Below are 19464 nucleotides of genomic sequence, written 5' to 3'. Positions count from 1 at the left end.
ATCCGTCATCGGCCCCGGCTCCCCCCTCCTTCGCCGCCAGACTGTTTGATGCGCCCCGACCGGCTGCGGCCGCCGACGGTCAGGCTACGGAGGCTTACGGATCTTGGGCGCCCCAACAGCGGTCCGTGGGTGTCGGCGTGGCCTGAGGGGTATCCGGTCGTGAGCCGCGAGTTCGCGGTTCGTGGCGGCCGGGAATCAGGGAGCTCGGCGCTGCGGCCGGCCTGTCCCCTACATCGAGGGCCTCAACGCCCCGCCAGCCGAGGTCGCCGGGAAGTTGCTGGCCCGTGCCGCGGCCGAGCCCGGACCGACGGCGGCGACACCTACACCGCCACCACCACAGACCTCGAAGTCGAGGACGTCGCGCGACCGGCGGCTATCCCGCGCCGTCCAAGATCACCACGGGTGATCTTTCCCTGACGCACTGTCAGTGGGGGCTGCTTCCATGGGTGGTTGCGCGGGGAGCGTGCTGGCGAAATGTGGAGGGGAACCGTGAGGACGACATGGGTCAGGCCGTACATGAAGGCGGACGGCACGGAGGTTCGCGGGCACATACGCCGATTACCGGATTTCGCGGGGGCTGCGGGCGGTGGCCTGCTGCTGGCAATCGCCGTGGTGCTGATCGTGGGGTTCGGCGGGCACGCCAGGCCGGACGCGGGGCCCGGTAGCGGGGCCTCTCCGGGGGCGGGGCTCTCGTACAAGCCGGAGAACGCGACGGTGTACCCGATCAAGTGGCCTGCCTGGGACAAGCAGCAGCGGGACTCCCAGAAGCCCCGCCCCGGTGCGACCTATCCGATCCCGTGGGCCACGGGCAGGGCGTGGTGAGCCGACGCCCGGCCGCCCGGCGGCGGCCTCCGGCGAGGCGACGGCCGGTTCGGCGCCGCACCCCGGTGCGGCGGGGCCGGTCGCGGCGCCAGCAGCGCCAGGACACGCAGCTGCTCGTGTTCGGGGTCGTCGCCGCGGCGGCGCTGGGCCTGGCCGTGATGGTGCTGCGGTGGCTGGCCGCCCACTGGTGGGTGCTCCTCATCGGCCTTGCCCTCGCCGTGGCCGCGGGCGGGGCCTGGCTGTATCAGCGCGGCCAGCGTGCACGGTGGGAGCAGGTGCGGGCCCAGGGCCTGCGCTATGCCATGTCCCAGCTCGACGCGCTGGGCCACCGGGAGTTCGAGCACGCCGTACGGGACCTGATGCGCCGCGACGGCTGCACGGACGCCCGCCAGGTCGGCGGCGCCGGCGACAACGGCGCGGATGTGAAGGCAACCGACCCTGCCGGGCGGCGCTGGGTCATCCAATGCAAACACCGCCGCGACGGCGACCGGGGAAGCGCCGTGGGGACCCCGGACCTGCACGTCATCAACGGCACGGCCCGGCAGCTACACGGCGCCGACATCGTGGTCATGGTGACCAACGGCAGGTTCTCCTCGAAGTGCGCGCCGCTGGCTCGTTCCCAGCACATCCACCTCGTGGACCGCCGGGTCCTGGGGGAATGGGCCTCGGGCGGCCGGCCGATATGGGAGCTGCTGCGTGTACTCCCGCCGCCGCGGCGCCCCTCGGCAATGTCCTGATCCTCCAGCACCCAGCAGTGGCCCGGCCCGAGCGGGCTGCTCACAGGAAGAGTCTGCGCCGCGGCGCGGCACCCCGGTGCGGCGTCGACGTGCTCGCGGCGGTTCGACTGCTCGTTGCGGCGGCGGTCGACGCCGACCAGGCGGCAGGGCACATCTGGGGCCGGATCGGCCGTGCCCTTGGGGTCAGTGCGGACACGGCAGCCCGCACGTACCGGCCTGCCCGGCCGGGCAGGAGCTGACCGGCCGGGAGTTGAGCGATGGCGTCCCGCTACGGATCAGTCGGGCAGGGTGGTCTGGCTGGCCTGGGTGAGGAGGCGTTCCCAGGTGCGCGTTGAGCCGCCGTGCTGCTGGGCGAGAGATGCTGCGATGTGGTGGCGGGGGATGTCGCCGGCGGTGCTGAGAGCTGCGGCCGCGGTGTCCAGACGGGGATCGCCCTCGTAGGCGTGTGCTTTGAGCGGGCCTTTTCCTGTGCCGGGTGGGCGTCCGCCACCCTTTCCCTGTCCCGGCGGGTTCTTCAGGCGTTCCTCAATGTCACGGCGGGGCCATACGCGGACGCTGTACAGCGTTTTGCCGGGTGAGAGGTAGCCCTGGGAGGCGTACGAGCGGACGGTGCTGGCCGTGACGCCGAGTACGGCGGCGGTCTCTTCGTCGTTGAGGAGGTCGTCGGGGTGTTCTCCGGCGGGCAGCGCGGGCAGCGGTTGTCCCGCGAGGTAGGCACGGGCTTGGGCGAGGTCGTAAATCAGGACGCGGCTGCGGGGAAAGAGACTTGCCACGCGCTGGCGGAAGGCGGGGGCGTCGCGTCGCCGCCATGTGGCGATGGGGGTGCCGGCCTGCTGGGCGATGTCGGCTTCGTTGATCACTGGCCGGTTGCGGGGAATCACGGTGGTCCTTGGACGGGGGTCGGTTCTTGTGCGGGGCCTTGTAGGCTGGTGGTACTTCCTGACGCGGGCGTTTCGCCTGCATGGATGTTGGTTAAGGGCCGGTGGTGTGCCGGGCTGCTCCGTGTGAGTGGCTCTCCGCCGGCCCTTTCATCTTCATCAGTTCGTCCTTCCAGCGGTGGACTTCCCGCGGGCTGCGGAGCCTGACAACCTCGATGCCCAGGTTGGCGGTCTCGGCTACCTGTTGGGCGTAGCGGGGCCGGTTGTTGCGGTATTTGCGGATGGCAGTGCGCAGCAGTGACCGGCGGCTGAAGAATGCTTTGCTCCAGGTCAGCCGGCGGGCTTGTGCGCTGTCTTCGCGGCCTGTGAGCTGGTTCAGGCTGCGGCGGACGATGCGGTACATGATCAGGGGCAGCGGGAAGTCGAGCCATACGAGCACGTCGGCGCGGTGCCAGACCACATCGGCGAGTTTGGAGAAGTTCCCTTCGACGATCCATGCGTCGTGCTGCGTGATTTCTGCTGCCTGTCGGCGAAACTCCGGTAGCGGCAGCGGGCCGTCAGGCGTGAAGAGAAGGTCATCGAGGTCTGTGTGCGGGTGGCCGAGCTCTGCCGAGAGCCACTTGGCCAGGGTGGATTTTCCGGTCGCGGGCGGTCCGAAGAGTGCGATCTTCCGCATGGATTCCTTGCCTTCATGGGGAGGCGTCCGGGCTGCACCGGCCTGCGGGCCGGCGGTGGCGTCGCTTGCCACCCGGTTTCGCCATCCCAAACCTTACAGCACTCAGACTCGCCGCCGGGATTCGCCCAAGGCCTGCGGCCGGCCGCCTGAGGCGGCTCCTTGGCCTCGCAGAGAGCACCGGGCCTACGCCTTTGATGTCAGTGCCCTTTGGCAACATGATCGCCATGAGCAAAGTAGTCAACTACAGCATGGCGAACCCGGGCCCGATAGCGCGCTTCCTCCCAGCACAGGATCTGAACGCGGAGGAATCACGACGCCTCGGCCTCATGCGAGCGGCGGCGCGGGCGCGCCAGGACGATCTCGATGCCCAGGAGGTGGACTGGGGGCTGTCGGTGCCGGATGCACTGGAGCATCTGGTCGCCGGCCGGGCCGACTCCAGCGCTGACTACGCGGGCGCCGCGTATTACGCGGCGCTTCAGATCGTCATTGATCACAACGCGAGCGACGAGGCCACTCTTGCGAGTTACCGGAGCCCTGCCACCTATTTCTCAGCTCTGGACGATGCGCTGAGCGCCGTGGGTGTGGCGCAGGACCTGTTGCCCTATCAGTACATCTACAGCGGGCCGCCCGCGAACATCGGGTTCTACATTCCCCACCCTTTGGATGGTTCGCCGGAGATCGGGTGTTGGCCGCTGGCTACGGCTGCGCGTGCGGTGGATGCGTACCGGGCAGTCGTGGACCGGATTGACGCCGACATGCGGTATGACCTGGAGGAGTTGATCACGGCTCTGGATGGTTGGTCTTCGGAGTGGGTCGAGGGGCGGGGCGCGTGGTGGTGGGCCGAGGACGGCGCGCTTTTCTTCTCGATCACCGGCTGACCTGGTTGGCCGCGGAGTTCCATCCGTGGCCGGTACCGGGCCGCGGCAGTCCGGCGTTTCGCGCATCCAGGGTCGCGCGCCGGGTGCGGGAAGTGCTGTGCCGTGCTCCTGCGTGGGGGTCTCCTTTGGCCCGGCGCGGGAGTGGACCAGGAAGACGACGCAATACTCCCGGACATCTGTGACCTGTGCGGAGCAGGCGTGCCGGGGCCGTGCCAGGGCGGGACTCTGGGCAGTATTACGACGTAATAACCGTCGATCCGGCGGCTCGCGGTCTGCGCGCCCGGCGCCCGGCGGTCCCCCGGCCGGGGTCCGCTCCATTACGTCGTAATACTCGCCTGGGCCGGGCCGTCGGCGGCGGCCACTCTGGGCGCCAGGGCGCAGTTAGGAGCGGCGCCGGGTGACGGCCTGCCGGTTGTGCTGTTGCAACAGGACCGCCAGTTGGACGAGCACTTCGGGCTCCAGGCCGTTGATCAGTGAACGGGCGATGTCCTCCGCATCTGCACATGGATTGATCTTGAGCGCCGTACGTGCGTCGCCAGGTGTGGGCTGTCCCGCGTTCCGCGGTTCCGGCAGGCTCCCCCCTCTGGTCGGCGTCTCGACTGCTGCGGCTTCCGTCCCGTCGTGCCCGCTGCCCGGCCTGGGGCTGGCCGGGGGGAAGTTCGCAGGGTCGGGAGTGGCGTCCGCTTCCGGCTTGGCCGCGGCACCCGTGCTGTCCGTCCCGGTGCCGCCCTCCCCCGTCACCTGTTCCGCGGCCGCCGCGGTTGCCCTGGCCTTGCGCTTGCTCTTGGCCGCGTCCTCGCGCTCTTCCTTGAGACGCTCCAGCAGTGCGGCCTGCTCAGCCGGGGGCTTTTTGCCGACCGCGCGCAGGAGATCGATCGGTTCCTGGTCCACCCTGGCCTGGAGTTCCTCCGTCAGCCCCAGGAGCGCCAGCCGCTGGGACACCCACCCCTGGGATTTACCGAGGCGCCGGGCCAGCGCGCTCTGCGTCCCGTGGATCGCCATGAGCCGCTGGAGGGCGCGCGCTTCATCCATTTCCGACAGGCTCTGGCGGTGGATGTTGGCGACCAGAGCGGACTCGAGGAGTTCCTCGGCGTCGGAGCCCAGGTCGTCATCGACCATGACCTTCAGCTTCTTCAGGCCGACTTCGCGAGCAGCATGCAGGCGCGTACTGCCGTCGATGACGACGTAGGCGGCGCCTTCCTCAAGTTCGCCTTCACGCGACGGGTTCGCCTTCACGTAGGCGTCACGGTTCATGACCGTGATGGCGACCTTCTGCCCGTGGTTGAGCAGGCTCGTGCCGAGCTCGGTGAGGTCGCCTGCTTCGGTACGCGGGTTGTCGGGGTTGGGGCTCAGCAAGCCAAGGGCGAGTTCGGTGGGAGGCGCGGCTCCCTCGGTGGGAATGCCCATGCCGGACATGGCCGCGCGCCGTGCGCTTATGGCCCGGGTAGCACCGAACGATGCGCCAGCACCCAACTGCTCTGCCACGGTCCTACTCATGAGATCTCCCGGGCGAGCGCGCGCATCGCGACAGCCTGCTCGCATGTAGGGCTGAACGTCAGAAGCGTCTGCTTGAGCCGTACGGCCTTGAGTTGGTCGGCGGCCTGGGGGATGACCGCGACGACGCGGGGGTCTTTGACATCCATCCAGTTCTTCAGGGAGGACTTCGCGATGTATCCCTTCCGGGGGTCGTACTGGTTGACGACGATGCCGAGATAGTCGACGTCGATGGTCAGGTCGTCGCGCAGGTCTTCGATCTGTGACACCAGTAGTTCGTAGGCGTCCGCAGAGCTGTCCTCTGCCTGGACGACGATGAGCACGCCTGAGCTTTCCGGGGCTTCGTCCGGGCGGCGCCGGCCGTAGTAGATCGCCGCGTCCATGCTCAGTCCGAGGCTGGGCGGGCAGTCCACGATGATGTCGTCGTAGTCCCCTTCGAGGGGGGCCAGGGCCCGCTCGAGGGCCGACTCCCGGGCGCGTGCGCGGGACAGGCCGACATCGAGCAGGAATCCGTCCTGGCAGCCCGGCAGGAGGTCGAGGCGGCCGCCGTAGCGGTCCTCCTTGATGGGCACGACGAGATCCTTGATGTGGCCGGTGGCGTCCCCAGTCATGTGCTTGCCGAGGCTGTCCTGCCCCATCAGGATCTCTTGCTGACCGGTCTGCTTGGTCAGGTGCCGCTGGGGGTCGAAGTCGACCAGCAGGACCCGGCGCCCGGGGCCGGGCAGTTCTTCCACGTCCAGGAGGTCGAGGTCGGGCGTCTCACCGGCGCTCTTGAGTTCTTCGACAAGGCGGGCCAGGTACTTGCTGACGCACACCGGGTGAAGCTCGTTGCTGTCCTCGGCGAGTGCTGTGCCCAGCCCGCCGGTGATGGTGGTCTTGCCGACGCCGCCCTTCTGGTTGCAGACGATGGTGCGCCGGGGGTGAGCGGAGCGTTCGACGTGAGGGGGCGGGTTCTTGTCGAGCCAGAGCTGAACTGACTGGGCCAGGCCCTGAGTGAGCGATACCTGGCGCTCGGCGGCCAGCGCCCGGAAGTCGTTCCACTGGCCGGCGGGCAGGAACGTGGAGAACGAGTCGGCACCCGCGGTGTCGACGGTGGCGGGGGTACTGGCCAGGCCCGTCCATGCGTCGATGCCTTGCTGCACAGCGTGCTGGATCTCGATGCCGTGCTGGGCAGCCCGGATTTTGAGGTCTTGCCGGAGCCTGCCCGGCAACTTCGAGACGACCTTTTCGCGGTCGCCCGCGGCGACTGGAGTGCTCATGGGCCGTACCTTACTAACGAATACGCCCTACGGTGCTCACCAACACGTTAGGTATGTGCGGTTCACTCGCACGGCGTCGCCGCCCGTTATTACGTCGTAATAGCCGCGCAAGCTGTGCACATGACGACCCGTCTCCCTGCGGCAGGGCACCCATCCGCCCCGGCGGCACGGATCATTACGACGTAATAATTGGCGTCACGCACACGGGTTGGACGCTGCGCGCCAGCTCATCGAGCATTTGCCGCTCGACCGCGGCCTGGTAGGCGAGTCGCCGATTCAGTTCGCCGAGGTGATGGTGGGTGCCGGTCCAGCGGACGGTGGCCATCCAGCAGTTGCCGCTCATGACCCGGACATCGGCATGCAGGGGACAGGCGTACACGAGCGGGACCGGGATAGCGGGGCCTCCGTAGTCGGTCGTCAACTGTGTGCTCCTTCGGGTGTGAACAGTGGTGCCGCAGTCGCCCAGTTCGGCCGGGTCGTTGCCCCGGGTCCAGACGGGCCTTCACCCGTGGAGCGAGACCTGGGCGGCGCGGCCGGTCTTCGCGAGGGCGCCGTCGACCATGAGCCGCCCGTACAGCTCGACTGCTGCCTGCTCCCCGGCCATCTCCAGGTACTGCACGACCAGGCTCGGGTGCTGCATGCCGATCGCCTGGAGGTCTACTCGCTCAGCCCCGCTCAGCGTGGTCTCCTCGGCGGGCGCCGACTCCGCAGACTCTTTGACTCGCAGGGTACGAACGGCTTCGGTGAAGGCGGCGTTCGGCGCGGTCGCGGCCGCCTCGAGCACCTGCTCCTCAGCAAGCGCGGCCCGCTCCTCTGCCTCGCGCGAGGCGTGCCGGACCAGCGTGGCCCGGATGTAGGAGGCCGGGTCGGCCGGACGCCAGGCAAGCATCCACGAGTTGAGCTCAGCGACGATCTCATGAACGTCCAGACCCGCATCGGTGAGCGGCCGCAGCACGAACTCCAGGCGCCGCAGCCGAGCAGTCTGCGTCCAGTTGACCCGAGCCCGCACCTGCCGGGCAATCCAGACACAGCGGGCAACCTGCGCCGCAGTCCGCCGCTGCGACTCCTGGATGTTGCTGCTGGCCTTCTGCTGGGGGACCGGGGCGGTTCGGCGGCTCGCGCGCGTGCGCGAGGTGTCTTCACAACCACCCACTACCTGAACCTGACCGTCTTCCTTAACCAAGCTCAGGGAAGGGGGCGCACAGACCTCCGAACTCGGGCCTTCCCCCGCGACGTTGCTCACAGGCCCGCGACTGTTGCGCTGGCCCACGATGATGCGCGCGTCGTATCCGGAGCCGACGATGTGGTTCCCTATCGCGTTGTCGTAGGAGGCCGGGATGACCGCGGCGTACACCGTCGCGGTGGCGGCATACCCCGGCATGCCCAGAGCTCGGCGGATGTTGGCACGGGTGCCGTGCACCACCCAGACCAGCGCCCCCAGTTCGCGCAGCACAGCCACGTGCCGCTTCACGGTCGCCTCGTGAACGCCCAGGCGGGCCGCGGTCTCCAGGAGGCAGTAGCGAGCGTGGCCACTGTCGTAGTCCATACGCGCCGTGAGGTCGCGCGCAACGGCCAGCGTGGTGGCGTTCGCCTGCGGGTGAAGGCCGGCTGCGATCAGCCATGTCACAGCGCGAAGCCAACGACGCGGACCGCTTCGGCGTGACCGCGTACGTGCGATCTCTTGCTCACCGCCGTACACGAGAGAAGCCGACCCCGACGTGTAAACGAATCCCTGTTCGATTCGAGAGGTAGTGGCGCCCTCGGCGACGGGCTTCCGCTGGCACGGGATGTCACTCGGAGGGACGGAAATACCGCGCGAAACGCCCGCATTGGCTCGCTGAAGCTGACAAACGTTGTTCTCGTCGTGCACTATGTACCTGTCCTCGTGAGGGCATGAAAAAGCCCCGCTTCGGTTGGTGCTGGTTCTGGGAGAACCTGAAGGTCGCTCGAACGCTCGAAGCCGGTCGCCAAACCGGAGTTGAAAGTTCGGGCCTTAGCTCGGTGGCTTAGACCGAGCCGTGGGATAGGGCCGCGCATGGTGCGCCAACACCAGCGGCCAGCGGTAGAGGAAGTGCCCCCGTGAGGGCAGACCTCCCGCTCAGCAGGAGCTACGTCAAATGACCTCGTTCAACTGACCCGGGCATGCCCGGAGTCGGCTCGTAGTGTGCGCACTGCGGTGGGCAGTCCGCGGGCATGTGGACGCTGGCTGGCCGACCCGATACGAGGGCTATGGCGTCGACGTGCGCGCCGCGCTCGAACAGGTCTGTCGTGGCGGGGGATTCCCACCAGTGGCCACCAAGGCGGCCTTCCTCTGCTGCCCAGCCTTCGGGGATGTGCTTGATGCACGCGAGGCCGGATACGGAAGGGATGGGGCACGACATGGTGTCGTCGGACACGGCGGAAGCTCCGCCGGCCGCGGTCATCGAGTCGTGGTGGTCGCGGTGACAGGGCCCCTGGTCTGCGTCGCCGGTGTGATCTTCACGGCGGAGTGCGGGGTCCCACTGTCTGTAACCCGGGTTGTCCGGGTAGCCTGCGTCATAGTGACTGGCGCCTTCCATTGACCTGTTGGGTAGGGTGCCGGTCCGCCCCCGCCTTCTGATGTCGGCAAACACCAGAAACTTACGGCGGGGGCTTTCCTTTTTTGTCTTGGTGGCCACCATCCGTCCACAGCACGGCTTCTGAGTGGTCGTCTGGCGCCAGGCGCAGCCTATCTGTTTCAGGCACCATCTGTCCCGCGCCTCTCCCTCCGTGTCGTACGAGTGGGCTTGTCATGAGATCTCCAGGTCATCGGACGGGCGTGCGGGGGGTTACCTCCGTTTCCTATTGGAAGCGGAGGTAACTAAATCGATCTTGCAGAGGATCCGGCTTCGCCATCACGACGCGACCCGCAGCGAAGAGGGGAGGGGCTGGGCCGTGCGATCTGCCTTGTGGTTGCGGGCAGTTCGCTGGGCGCTGGCATGGGTGCGGCATGTGGCGCAGCGGCACGCCTGGTTGTTGTAGCGGGATTCGTCGTGGGGCGCGGCGTCGGCACGGGCCTTCGACGAGGGGGAACGCCTGCACGCGCATCCCGCTCGGCTGCTGCTCGGTGCAGGTCCATGCCGAGCTGGAGCTGCGCATGCTGGGCTTCACCGCCGACCGCCACATCCCTCAGCCAGTCCGCTCGGAGAACGGCAATGCGGAGGAATTCGCAGCCAGCGGTCTGTGGGAGGGCGCGATGCGGGCCTTCCTGCGGGGCCCGCACCTGCCGCACGAGCTCGCCGCCCGGTAGATGCCGCCCCTGTTCGTTCCGCCGGACCCAGATGAGGCCAAGGAGGAGGGGACATACACCTGTCTCGGCGACGGGTGCGCAGGACTTCCGCTGACCCATGCGCGCCACAAGCGGACCACCACGCGCCCTCCTTCTGAACGCACATTTGCGAGAAGGGGAAGCGTTTCATCCGCTTGTGAAGATTTCCGGGTTGGAGGCTGGCCTCGCCTCTCCATTGCGCGCTGTAAGCGCGTTGTGGCGCGCTGGGCGAGCAATCTAACGGCCCTTATGGCTGCATACGGGGGAAGGAATGGGATTTCAGACTTATCGGGAAGACGGTTCTCCGGCTCCGTGGCACGGCATATCGTCGTCTCTGCGATGTCGGTCCGTCCGACGCGTGCAACTCCAAGCACCAACACATGAGTTCGTGGTTATGCCACTCCCATTGGTGCATTGGAGGCACACATGAACGACGGGGAGTCTCGCGACAAGGGGAAGGGACCAGCAAAGGTCTTGATCACCTTCCTGTCAGCGCTGGCGGGTCGAGCTGTTGCCGACTGGTTCAGCGACTGGAGGAGGCGCCATGGCCTATAGCCGGTCCCTGGTCACCCTTCGCTGACCGCGTACGCGGCCAGTTGGCCGGGTCTCACGAACCCGTCCTTGCGGGGTCACGCCTTGCCGGGCGTGATCCCGCTCTTTCGCTGGCAGCAAACTATGCACCAGACGCCGCCCATTCAATGCACAGGCATGCGTCAACTTATTAGGGTCGCCACCTCAAGCACTGTAGCGCGCTCCCCGCACGCGCGGGGGTAGTCCGCGCTTCTTGCCGCTGTTCCGAATCTAGGCAGGTCGCGGCCTGTGCTCCCCGCGCGCGGGGGGTGGGTCGCACTCCTCGCTCAGGATCTCAACGCACAGTCGTAAACCCAATTAAGCAATGGCGGTGGCTCTCGGCGTTCCTGCCAACCGCCGCATCTGGGCCACCAGCGCCGCCGACTGGACTCAGCCGAGGTAGCGGGACCTGTACCGGGCAGCCAAGGCGCTGTGCGAGCCTCGGGCCGGGGAAGGTGTGCGAGATCGACGCTTGCTCGACAGACCGGGGGTTCACGGTGCTCCGCCTTGGCGGCCAGGAGCTCCTCGACAGCTTCCCGGTAGTGGTCGCCGCGGCGGGGCGGCCAAGAAGGTCGTGGACAAGGGCAAGAACATCCTGCGGAAGTTCATGTCCGCCCATGACGAGACCTATCCGCCTGGCCTCGTGGCGGGCGTGCTCCTGGTGTGCCGCATCCGGGGTGCACCTCGGATGGGTCAAGGTGGACCTGGCGAACCATTACTTCGGGAAGGTCGGGGGAGCGACGACGTCGGCGATTACGTCTTCTTGAAGGAGGCCGGTCAGCTCGGCGTCCGAGCAGCCGATCAAGTACAGGGGCCACGGCAAGTCCATCGACGAGGGGGAACGCCTGCAAGCGCATCCCGCTCGGCTGCTGCTTGGTGCAGGTCCATGCCGAGCTGGAGCTGCGCATCAAGACTCGTCGACGGCGGCCGTGACGTGCTCCAACATCTCCTCCGACCTTCGACCCGCTCATCTTTGACCCGCTCATCGCGGTGCATGTCGGGGAGAAGCCCCAACCCATAGTGGGCATGACGCATGATGACGCCGGACAGGGGCTGAGCGGGAGTTTCCTCCAGCATGCGCGAGTTCGGCACCGGCTGGCATGTCGTCAGGATGTTGTGCTTCGACGGCAGTTGTCGACAGGGCCCATGGCAGTCCGCTCGGAGTGTCAGTGGCGCGCCGTAACCTGAGTGCGTTCCGCACAGCGCCCTTTGTACGACGAAGGGAGCCCCTGGATACGGCCCTTGCTTGGAGGCTGGCTGTATCCGGGGGCTCCCGGGGTCGTCGACGGGCTCTTCGCATCGCCAGACGGGAAGGAGACCCTTGACCCAGATCGAAGGTACCTCAGAGGTCGGACAACGCCCTGGACGTGCTCTGAGGTGGTTCACCGTGGGCGTCGCCGCTGTCAGCGTCCCGGCCATCACCGTACTCACCTTGACCGGGCACGCCGACCAGGCCACTGCTATCGGCACCATTGGCGGCGCAGCCGCCGCCGTGGGCGGGATCCAGATCTCCGTGAACGTCCGCCGTCGCTAGCTCGTCGGCGGGGCCCATCCCGTGGATGGGCCCCGCCGACGAGCTCATCGTGCACGACGATGTGGTGCGTAGGCCCCTTATCGGCGGCCGCGGAGCCAGGGATACGTCTGCACCAGTCCGAGGATCATGGCCGGGCCGCGGTCGCGGTAGCGGTCCCAGCGGGGACTGTCGTCTTGTTCGGTGGTGCAGGTGGGGCAGAGTAGTCCGCGGACGTGCTGGGTGTCGGCGTCGAAGTCCTCGGTGTGGGGTTGCTGGGCGGGTTGGTTGCCGCACATGGCGCACTGTCCGGCGTGGAAGTTGAGGAACCGCTCGATGGGGTCCTGGTACGGGGCGTACGGGGGCACCTCCCAGTCCCAGCAGGCGGGTGCGGTGTCGTCGAGCATCGCGGCGAACGCGTCCCACGCCGCGGCGTGGGTGTCGCAGTATGCGCAGTCGCCAGCCGGAGCGGCCTGGTCAACGGGGTGGTCGGCGCACGGGGGCAGAGTGCCGATGCCGCGCAGATGGTGCTGGATGCGGAGTTGGAGGGGGAGTTCGTGGTCGGCGGGGGTCGTGGTCCAGGTGCCGGTGGTGGTGCGGTAGGCGAGCGCTTCGCCGGGCTGGGTGCCCTTGCGCCGGGTCTGCCCGGTGAACGGGCTGGGGGAGAGCGCGATGTGGTCGGGCGTGACGCGGTCGGGCAGGGGGAAGTCGGCCGGCACGTGGCCGAGGACCCGTTTCAGCACGGTGGTGGGGGTCTGGTTGGAGTCGAGTCGCTTACCGGCGCGGGAGGTGAGCAGCGGCTCGTGGCCGTTGTCGCGCCCGGGCTTGCGGTGAGGGAGGTAGCCGTCGAGGGCGCCCCACACTTCCAGCGAGAGGGTCCGTTGTCGGGTGCCGTCGCCCTTGGCGACGAGGATCTTGGCGGTGTGGGTGGTGGGGTTGAGGTCTTCGAGGTCGAGGGCGGTGATCTGGCGGGGCCGGAGGCCGTCGAGCATGAGGTAGGCCATGAGCCGGTCGCGGTGTGGAGTGGCGCCGCCGGCGCCGTGATGTTGCTCGCCGGGGAGCAGGTCGTCGGCGGCGATCCACACGTACAGGGCTTCCCTCGGGGTGAGGGGTGTGGTGCGGGGCAGTTCGGTGGTGCGCAGCATTGCGAGGTTGAGCGGGACGGTGTCGATGTGCCCGGCGTTGACGGCGTAGTTGTAGAACGCGGAGAGCGCGCTGAGGCGTCGGTCGCGGTTGTGGGGCGAGCGGTTGGGTCGGGGGGTGCCGGCTGCGCGGGTGGGGTGGTGGCGGGCGGAGAGCCAGGTTTCGACGTGGGCTTCGACGGCGTTGAAGGCGCCGATGCCGGTGGCGCTCTCGATGAAGCGGAGCCAGCTCTCCACGTCGGTGCGGTAGCGCACGGGGCTGGTGCCCTGCAGCGCACGGCCCTGCTTTCCCAATCCAGCCGCGAGCCACTGTTCCATCACTTCGTACGGGTCCACGCAGCACCTCAAACAGACAACTTGAGACAATCGCCAGCCCCCACACCCTAAGAGCAACTCGCGCGAGCCCCACCCGAACCCGCACCGTGCCATACCTCCTCAACCACCCCACCGAGAATGGGGTGCAGGGCGATTGTCTCAAGTTGCATATAGAGGCAAGGAGTGGTTGATGGCTCGTGTTTTCGGGTGCCTTCCCGGTAGCGCCGAGGTGAGCCCAAAAGCCGCCAGTACTTGATCTTGGCGGGTGTGGTGCTCGGTCCGCTCAACGCAGGCTGGCAGTCGGGAGTGCATCGACACGGTTCTCGTACTCGGGGTGCCGGTAAGAACCGTGTCACCAGCCGCAAACGGCGGTGGTCAGTCTTCTGACCTGGAGGGTCGGGGCAGTTCTGGCGTGTTGGTCGACTCGGCGAGTGCGAGGCGACCGCCCTTGGCGTCGGCGCGGTGGGTGTCGCTCTCGGCGATGCGCTGCTTGCGGTAGGCGTACACACCGGCCAGCACGGCGCCGATCAGGGTGAGGATGGCGAGGGTGAGCTTGATGGCGTCCGCGGTGTTGGCGACGAGCGGGTCAACAACGAAGCGGTAGGTCAGATAGCCCGCGCCGACGGCGCCGAGGACGGCGAGCGGAGCGACGATCCACACCCGCACAAGGCGCGGGGCGTGCCATCCGCCCGATGCCCGATGCCCGCCCCTGGTGATACCACCTCGGTTTGTCTGCCACCCCTTCACCATGCGCGAGCTCCGCGTCCGCCCGGCGGCTGAGACGGCTGTTCGGCGGCGTACTGACACCCGTGGGGCGGCGAAATACACCTGCCGCTCTCGGCCCGGCCGCCGGTCGACGCCCGTCGGTGCGCACCTCGTCCCAGATGCCCTCGGACTTCGGTGCGGCGAAGGACGCCCGGGCGAGGGCCCAACTCATCGAGCGGAGCGGGGCTTCGCTCGATGAGTTGGGCCACCCGACTCATCGCAGGTTGATCACGACCCTGACCTGACTCCAGGCCCCGACCCCGATGAGGGGGATACCTGCGCCGGGGTTGCCGGTGAGGCACAGCGCGACTCCTCCGATGACGCAGATGACGGAGAAGGCGAACTGGCACCACGCCAGGCGGCCCTCAGCGTGCCGCCTGCGGACGGAGATGGCGGGCTGGTGCTGGGCTGGGCGTCCTGCGGTACCGTCGTTTGCCAAGAGGGTTACCTCTTTCTTGTGGTGCACAGGTACCAGGGCAGTTCTGCTTGCCGGCTTGCTGCCCTGGTCCTGAGGAACATCCACGGGAAGGGATTCCGGCCCGTGCACGGGGGTGGTTTCCCCCAATGACCTCAAGTTTGAGCCCGGCCTGACAGCGCCTCAGGTATGCTGTCGAACGGATTGATCCTCATGTCGACACCTTCAATATTCAAATGACAGATAGATGGAATAGACATGGATACCGTCACATGCGGATCAATCCGTAGGGGATAAACAGTCGAAATCTTCTTGGGGTAGGGCTGTGGCGCAGGACGGCAAGGTCGAGGTCCGGAAGGACCAACTGGAGCTGATGCAGGCCAAGGGTGAGCTCGCCAACGCGGCCAAGAAGGCGCGCGAGATCCACGAACGTGGCCGTATGCCACAGGTGGTAAGGGTTCGACGGTCCTTCGTCCGGCTGGAGGTGTTCGGCGGGCTGGTCGAGGACGAGCGGAAGCCTCTGCCGAAGTCCAAGCGACCTCTCAGCGCACAGATGATCTCGCCCAAGGGCCTGACGCTGAAGTTGTTCCTGCTGATGCTGTTCGCCGCACAGTGCGAGGCCGCCACTGGAAGAGAGTGGCCGAAGCCGTACCCGATCGAGCCGAACTCCGAGGAGACAGACTCCTGGCTGGGGCTGGCCGCGACGGTCGCCAAGTACACAGGCCCAGGTGTTCAGGCGTCCTCGGTCCGGACGAACAAGATCAGGCAGATCGCTGAGGCCATGAAGACGCTGGAGCGCATGGGCCTCCTCACGTCGGCTAGCGGCATCGCCGGCGAGGTCCGCCGGGGCGTCCTGCTGCTCTGCGAGAACGGCAAGAGCAACAACGCCGGGGCCACGAACATCCCGTACACGGTCCCCAACGACACCGAGCAGTACCTAGAGATTCCCGTCGGATTCTTCACGAACGGATGGGTACACGTCCTCACCACGAGCGAGATCGCCGCCCTCCTCATGTGGTTCGACATCATGAAGTTCGACGCCACGCACCTTGCCGTCGAGGGCGGGGGGACCCTGACCTACGGCTACGTCCTGAGCAACACTCGGCACGGCTTCTACGGCCTTGGCCGTGACGCATACGAGACGCACCAGCCGCTCGAAGCCTTCCAACTCCTCGACGTGCACCGTCCCCCCAAACGGCACGACGACGGTAAGTGGAAGAAGTACAACGGCACCGACCTCGTCTGTCACCGAATCGTGCTTCAGCTAGACGCCTTCGACAGAGACGCCGGTCAGGTCGTCCTACCAGTGCTCAAACGCCGCCACACCATCAACGAATGGCGTCGACCTCTGCAGTAGGACCAAGGGCCCTAGGGCGAGGCTCGTTCATCAACCGACCGGTTGTTGGACAGCACGCTGTTCGCGGGCAACAGCGGGCGGAGAATCAGCTCTACGTGTCCAAGAAGAGTGTTCATCAACTCGGCGTGTTCAAGAACCTCTTGGGCCCCTTTTCTGTACGGTGCTGGACATGACGACGACCGCAGAGTGGGCTGACGCCGACAGCCCGATGGAGACCTTCCCCGCGAACGCGTCCGGGGCCCAGGTCGGGTACGGGCGGGTGTCCACCCAGGGGCAGCTGCTCGACCGGCAGATCGCGGCTCTGGAAGCGGCCGGCTGTGTGCGGGTGTTCACGGACAAGAAGTCCGGAAAGAACGCGGAGCGCGAGGAACTGTGGAAGTGCCTCGACTACCTCCGGCCCGGCGACACGCTCGTGGTGCCCTCCCTCGACCGGCTGGGCCGTTCGATCCAGGACCTGATCTCCATCGTGGCCGGACTGCGCAAGCGCGGGATCGGCTTCCAATCGCTGCACGAGTCCCTCGACACCACCACACCCGGCGGCCGCCTGGTCTTCCACGTGTTCGCCGCGCTCGCAGAGTTCATCCGCGAGGTGATCGTGCAGGGCACCCATGAGGGCCTGGCGGCCGCGCGCGCCCGCGGCGAACGGATCGGCCGACCTCCCGCCATGACCGAGGAGCAGATCCGCCACGCCCGGGGCCTGCTGACCGACCCGGAGAACACCATCACCTCGATCGCCAAGCTGCTGGGCGTCTCCCGCACCACGCTCTACAAGTACGTGCCCGAATTGGCGGCCGGACGTGACTCGCTCGTCCCGAGCGCTCGCCCAGCGGCCCTGCCGAAATCAGCCCGGTGATCAACGGGGTCTGCAGCGTGCCCTTCTGGGCGTAGCGCGGGGGATGAGAACGACGAAAGCCCGCATCAAGGATGCGGGCGACGTCGTAACTCGTGTGGCCTTGGTCACACACTAGGCTCCCGCTGCGAACAGGCGCCTAAGAGAGTTCGTCCGGGCTAGGCGGACTGGGCTCGACCATTACTATCCACGCCAGCCAGCTGGCTGGCCAGCCGGCACGGACGCTCCAGGACGGGTTGGGACAGTTCTGGACAGTCTAAGCGCCTGGGTTCGCCATGTAGGCAACTGAGCTGCAGATTTGCTGTGGCCTGCTGGACTACGCCGACAGCTTCTGTGGACAGTCTCGGACAGTCCTGGACGGTCCTGGAACGGGTACACGGACGAAGCGGCATCCTCGCCCCTCGGCGCCGATGAAATCTGCTGACCGATCGAGCAGTCGGCCCGTCAATGACACCAACTGATGCCCGAATTAACGGAAGTTGCCTTCTGCGACGACACCCCGCCATGCTCATAGTGAGGGAGCGAGGGCGCTGCCTCGGGGTCTGCGAAACCCCTTCTTCTCACGTCCGGGCTAGGACGACGAACCTCATGGAGGTTTCCTCATGCTGTGGCTCTACACGCAGGGTGGCTGGGCACTTCAGCCCTCCACGCTGCCAACGAACGGATGCGTGCTGCGTCCACCCATCCCGCGATCCTTCGGCTTCGGCCGCTCCCTTCTCGCAATCGGCGTGCCGTTGATCGCCTTGGGGTGGCTCTGGTTCGGTGGCCACGCCGTGGAAGTGGCTGGCGCGGTCTTGGCCGCGGTCCTCATCGGCGCCGCCGATAGGCCGCTCCGCGCGCTCGCCCCCAGGCTCGCCAGGCTCGCCAGGCGCTCCAAGCGCGTCATGGGCCGAGGGCGGAGGTAGCGCCGATGCCAACGGATGAAGAGCGCCAGAACGCTGCCTTCGCTCGGGGGCTCAACGATTTGTTGTTGGACCGCAATCTGACAGCTACCGCAACTGCGAAAATGGCCGGGATAGGTCGCGCCACACTCTCCCAGGCTCTCAGCGGAGGGGCTCTCCCCACCCGCGAGACCCTTGTCCGGATCCTGAGCGTGGCGAATGCAACCGACCCTCAGGCACGGCTGATGCTCCGGCTCTGGGAAGAGGCACGAGCAACTCGAGATGCCCGGCGGGAACGGCGGCCTGAGCTCGCATTCCGCAGCGACATTCCGCTGCCTCAGTTCGGCCAGCCGGACCCTCTGACGGTGGCCACGCCGGCCCAGCTCGTTGAAGCCCTTCGCGCCGTACGGATCTGGGCTGGATCGCCGTCGCTGCGCACGCTGGAGACGCGCGGTAAGGGTCGTCTGAGCAAGAGCAGCGTCGGGGCGATGCTCAACTCGGAGGAGGTGCCCAAGTACGAGCGGTTCGTCGCGTACTTGTACGCCTGCGGAATCCGCGACAAGAACCTCGACGTCTGGGTGTTCACCTGGCGACGCCTGAAGGCTCTGCAGGGCCCTGAGTCCCAGTGGATGCCGGGACTCACCTCCGTTACGGCGACCTTCGGGTAACCGTCCGCGCCACGAACGGCCCCTCTCACGAGGGGCCGTTCGTCGTCGCAGGTATCGGCATAACTGTGACGTCGAACAGATCCTATCCAGCCCCGGACAGACCGTTCTGACGGAGCGTCACCCGTGCTCGGCGGAAACTATCCACAGGGCAACGCCTCCAGACTTCCGACCATGAACACGAACACGCGCCGCTGGCGCTCTCATGTCCTGGTCCTCCTCGTCGCTCCGTTCGTCCTGCTCGCTGATCTGGTCGTGCTCCCCTTCGTCCTCGTCCGGCTCGCCGTGCGCGGGCACGCGGCCGACTGCCCCTGCCGGGAGGGGCGCGGGTGCAGCTGCTTCCTGTCCTCCTGGCGGGCCGTGGGCCGTGGCCTGCGGAACGGCTGGCGGGAGGCGTTCGCGTCGGCCTTACGCTCGGGTAGCTACGGCAGAGGGACAAGTAGCTCAGAGTGACCGGGGTTGGCGGTCAGCTGGTCGTGCTCGCGCAGCATTCGCATGACGGTGGCGGGTGAGGGGTGCTGGCCCTTCTTCGCGCCGGTGGTGATGACGAGGCGCTTGGCGATGTCGCGCAGGCTCATCTCCTGGTCGCGGAGGTGGAGGGCCATGGAGAGCATGGAGTGGGCGACGCCGTCACCCACGCCCTCGCGAAGCCGGACGCCCGCCCCGACAAGATCCAGCGATGGGCCGAGCACAACGACGCCCGCACCACCCAGCGCTACAACCGGCGCAAGGAACTCCTCGACGACAGCCCCGGCTACGGCCTCGGCGGCGCATTGGAACAGACCATGACCTAGGCCGTGCGCATGGGGCAGAGGCCCCCGACAACGATGGAGTGATGCGGATCACACGATCTGCCTGAGGATTCCTTGCCGGTCGGAAGGTCTCCCGGGACCGAAAGATGACACACCCATCACTCGCCCACGGAGCACTGCGTCATGCAACACCAGCACCCCGATCGCCCCCG

Annotated in this window: 19 protein-coding genes and 1 pseudogene; 10 read left to right on the top strand and 10 right to left on the bottom strand. The window is 67.3% G+C overall.

Translation table 11 applies throughout. The features are described 5' to 3' along the window. Window positions 1-489 precede the first annotated feature (489 nt). Together OG522_RS41005 and OG522_RS41000 are read left to right on the top strand one after the other, a co-directional pair. Window positions 490-822, top strand: coding sequence for a hypothetical protein (locus tag OG522_RS41005; protein WP_329468678.1), 333 nt, complete (start codon window positions 490-492; stop codon window positions 820-822). A 116-nt stretch (window positions 823-938) separates the two neighbouring features. Beyond that, the gene (locus OG522_RS41000) at window positions 939-1559 is read left to right on the top strand and encodes a restriction endonuclease (protein ID WP_329468676.1); all 621 of its coding nucleotides are present in this window, start codon (window positions 939-941) and stop codon (window positions 1557-1559) included. A gap of 275 nt (window positions 1560-1834) precedes the next feature. Here the strand turns inward: OG522_RS41000 and OG522_RS40995 are convergent, their stop codons facing one another. Then, window positions 1835-2440 carry a helix-turn-helix domain-containing protein gene (locus OG522_RS40995; RefSeq protein WP_329468674.1) on the bottom strand — a complete coding sequence of 202 codons (606 nt, stop codon included), beginning with the start codon at window positions 2438-2440 and terminating at the stop codon, window positions 1835-1837. Window positions 2441-2531: 91 nt separating this feature from the next. After that, complete coding sequence (locus tag OG522_RS40990) at window positions 2532-3185, bottom strand: adenylate kinase (RefSeq protein ID WP_329468673.1); 654 nt, start codon at window positions 3183-3185, stop codon at window positions 2532-2534. A gap of 152 nt (window positions 3186-3337) precedes the next feature. Here OG522_RS40990 and OG522_RS40985 point away from each other — a divergent pair, with 152 nt between their 5' ends. Then, window positions 3338-3991, top strand: a complete 654-nt coding sequence (locus OG522_RS40985; protein ID WP_329468746.1) for a DUF7691 family protein — start codon at window positions 3338-3340, stop codon at window positions 3989-3991. A 381-nt stretch (window positions 3992-4372) separates the two neighbouring features. On the opposite strand, the gene OG522_RS40980 is transcribed toward OG522_RS40985, so the two are convergent. From OG522_RS40980 to OG522_RS40965, 4 genes are all read right to left on the bottom strand, one after another. Beyond that, window positions 4373-5398, bottom strand: coding sequence for a ParB/RepB/Spo0J family partition protein (locus tag OG522_RS40980; RefSeq protein WP_329468744.1), 1026 nt, complete (start codon window positions 5396-5398; stop codon window positions 4373-4375). An 86-nt stretch (window positions 5399-5484) separates the two neighbouring features. Beyond that, complete coding sequence (locus tag OG522_RS40975; protein WP_329468742.1) at window positions 5485-6744, bottom strand: AAA family ATPase; 1260 nt, start codon at window positions 6742-6744, stop codon at window positions 5485-5487. Between the two features lie 175 nt (window positions 6745-6919). Beyond that, window positions 6920-7165: a hypothetical protein gene (locus OG522_RS40970; protein WP_329468741.1), complete on the bottom strand. Its 246-nt coding sequence runs from the start codon at window positions 7163-7165 to the stop codon at window positions 6920-6922. Between the two features lie 81 nt (window positions 7166-7246). Continuing rightward, complete coding sequence (locus OG522_RS40965; RefSeq protein ID WP_329468740.1) at window positions 7247-8371, bottom strand: hypothetical protein; 1125 nt, start codon at window positions 8369-8371, stop codon at window positions 7247-7249. Window positions 8372-9829: 1458 nt separating this feature from the next. Here OG522_RS40965 and OG522_RS40960 point away from each other — a divergent pair. After that, complete coding sequence (locus tag OG522_RS40960) at window positions 9830-10012, top strand: hypothetical protein (RefSeq protein WP_329468739.1); 183 nt, start codon at window positions 9830-9832, stop codon at window positions 10010-10012. Between the two features lie 1975 nt (window positions 10013-11987). Beyond that, a complete protein-coding gene (locus OG522_RS40955) occupies window positions 11988-12134 on the top strand; it encodes a hypothetical protein (protein ID WP_329468738.1) in 147 nt (48 codons plus the stop codon). A gap of 77 nt (window positions 12135-12211) precedes the next feature. Here OG522_RS40955 and OG522_RS40950 read toward each other — a convergent pair whose 3' ends face one another. The 3 genes from OG522_RS40950 to OG522_RS40940 form a co-directional block, all read right to left on the bottom strand. Beyond that, a complete protein-coding gene (locus tag OG522_RS40950) occupies window positions 12212-13588 on the bottom strand; it encodes a tyrosine-type recombinase/integrase (RefSeq protein WP_329468737.1) in 1377 nt (458 codons plus the stop codon). 354 nt (window positions 13589-13942) lie between these two features. Then, the gene (locus OG522_RS40945; protein WP_329468736.1) at window positions 13943-14227 is read right to left on the bottom strand and encodes a hypothetical protein; all 285 of its coding nucleotides are present in this window, start codon (window positions 14225-14227) and stop codon (window positions 13943-13945) included. 319 nt (window positions 14228-14546) lie between these two features. Then, window positions 14547-14771, bottom strand: coding sequence for a hypothetical protein (locus tag OG522_RS40940; RefSeq protein ID WP_329468735.1), 225 nt, complete (start codon window positions 14769-14771; stop codon window positions 14547-14549). 301 nt (window positions 14772-15072) lie between these two features. Between OG522_RS40940 and OG522_RS40935 the strand changes: the two genes are divergently transcribed. The 4 genes and pseudogenes from OG522_RS40935 to OG522_RS40925 all read left to right on the top strand — a co-directional run bounded on the left by OG522_RS40935 (window position 15073) and on the right by OG522_RS40925 (window position 18503). Continuing rightward, complete coding sequence (locus OG522_RS40935) at window positions 15073-16104, top strand: hypothetical protein (RefSeq protein WP_329468734.1); 1032 nt, start codon at window positions 15073-15075, stop codon at window positions 16102-16104. A 169-nt stretch (window positions 16105-16273) separates the two neighbouring features. Next, window positions 16274-16957 (top strand): recombinase family protein, encoded by a 684-nt coding sequence (locus tag OG522_RS40930; protein ID WP_329468733.1) that lies wholly within the window; start codon window positions 16274-16276, stop codon window positions 16955-16957. Between the two features lie 907 nt (window positions 16958-17864). Then, window positions 17865-18038: pseudogene (locus OG522_RS41520) on the top strand (helix-turn-helix domain-containing protein); the annotation flags it as partial. A 162-nt stretch (window positions 18039-18200) separates the two neighbouring features. Continuing rightward, on the top strand, window positions 18201-18503 hold the full coding sequence (locus OG522_RS40925; RefSeq protein ID WP_329468732.1) for a hypothetical protein: 303 nt from the start codon (window positions 18201-18203) through the stop codon (window positions 18501-18503). 419 nt (window positions 18504-18922) lie between these two features. Here OG522_RS40925 and OG522_RS40920 read toward each other — a convergent pair whose 3' ends face one another. Beyond that, window positions 18923-19105 (bottom strand): hypothetical protein, encoded by a 183-nt coding sequence (locus OG522_RS40920; RefSeq protein ID WP_329468731.1) that lies wholly within the window; start codon window positions 19103-19105, stop codon window positions 18923-18925. A 12-nt stretch (window positions 19106-19117) separates the two neighbouring features. On the opposite strand from OG522_RS40920, the gene OG522_RS40915 reads away from it, so the two are divergent. Continuing rightward, window positions 19118-19294: a hypothetical protein gene (locus tag OG522_RS40915; RefSeq protein ID WP_329468729.1), complete on the top strand. Its 177-nt coding sequence runs from the start codon at window positions 19118-19120 to the stop codon at window positions 19292-19294. Window positions 19295-19464 lie beyond the last annotated feature (170 nt).

It is taken from the genome of Streptomyces sp. NBC_01431, assembly GCF_036231355.1.
Classification (GTDB): domain Bacteria; phylum Actinomycetota; class Actinomycetes; order Streptomycetales; family Streptomycetaceae; genus Streptomyces.
Note: the sequence above shows the minus strand (reverse complement) of the source record. Positions and strands in the feature narration are given on the sequence as shown.

What these genes read in the sequence shown, in the direction of transcription:
- OG522_RS40920 (WP_329468731.1), bottom strand. Translation starts at nt 19,105, where the DNA reads ATGGCCCTCCACCTCCGCGACCAGGAGATGAGCCTGCGCGACATCGCC.
- OG522_RS40985 (WP_329468746.1), top strand. Translation starts at nt 3,338, where the DNA reads ATGAGCAAAGTAGTCAACTACAGCATGGCGAACCCGGGCCCGATAGCG.
- OG522_RS40930 (WP_329468733.1), top strand. Translation starts at nt 16,274, where the DNA reads ATGACGACGACCGCAGAGTGGGCTGACGCCGACAGCCCGATGGAGACC.
- OG522_RS40975 (WP_329468742.1), bottom strand. Translation starts at nt 6,744, where the DNA reads ATGAGCACTCCAGTCGCCGCGGGCGACCGCGAAAAGGTCGTCTCGAAG.
- OG522_RS40980 (WP_329468744.1), bottom strand. Translation starts at nt 5,398, where the DNA reads ATGGGCATTCCCACCGAGGGAGCCGCGCCTCCCACCGAACTCGCCCTT.